1 protein-coding gene is annotated in these 754 nt (G+C 36.3%); it reads left to right on the top strand.

Going from position 1 to position 754, the window contains the following annotated elements; all coding sequences use genetic code 11:
- Positions 1-425, top strand: a 425-nt coding sequence (locus JM172_RS24555; RefSeq protein WP_250886880.1) for a YncE family protein, incomplete at its 5' end; no start/stop codon positions are given.
- Between the last annotated feature and the right edge of the window lie 329 nt (positions 426-754).

Raw genomic sequence — 754 nt, forward strand, 5'->3', positions numbered from 1 at the left:
CCTTCACGCCAGATGGGAAACTCGCTTATGTCACTAATGCATTTAATGCCACAGTATCAGTCATCGATGTGAAAACTCATAGCGTCATTACTACTGTTATGGTTGGGCAAGTACCATTTGATGTCACCTTCACGCCAGATGGGAAAATCGCTTATGTCACTAATGCATTTAATGCCACAGTATCAGTCATCGATGTGAAAACTCATAGCGTCATTGCTACTGTTCAAGTTGGGCAAAGTCCATTTGATGTCGCCTTCACACCTGATGGGAAAATCGCTTATGTTACTAATGAAGATGATGTTAAAATAACAGTCATCGATGTGAAAACTCATAGTGTGATTGCTACTATCCCTATAGATCTCCAATTAGGAAGGATTGCTTTCACGCCCGATGGAAAATTGGCTTTTGTAGCAGAATTAACATAAACAATCTAATTAATTTTTAGTAACCACAATACAAAATAAGTCTTATAAATAAAAATCAGTCACGAATTCATCTACATGGTCTTAGCTAATTCGTATATGCCGTGTTGGCTACTTATCCTACTTATAAAAAAATCCCCCTCATAAACGAAGATGGGATTTTGTCATTTTTTACTATAATGGAAACTGGAGTTAGTATAGTTTTATGGACACAAAAACGTTAAGTACTTAAAATGTACTTAGAAAGGTTGTGTTCGGATGGGAAACAAAAATACAGGCAAAAAATATACTCAAGATTTCAAGAAGATGATCGTTGAACTCTACCGTTCTGG

The sequence above is a fragment of the Bacillus sp. SM2101 genome (assembly GCF_018588585.1).
In the GTDB taxonomy this organism is placed as follows: Bacteria; Bacillota; Bacilli; order Bacillales; family SM2101; genus Nanhaiella; species Nanhaiella sioensis.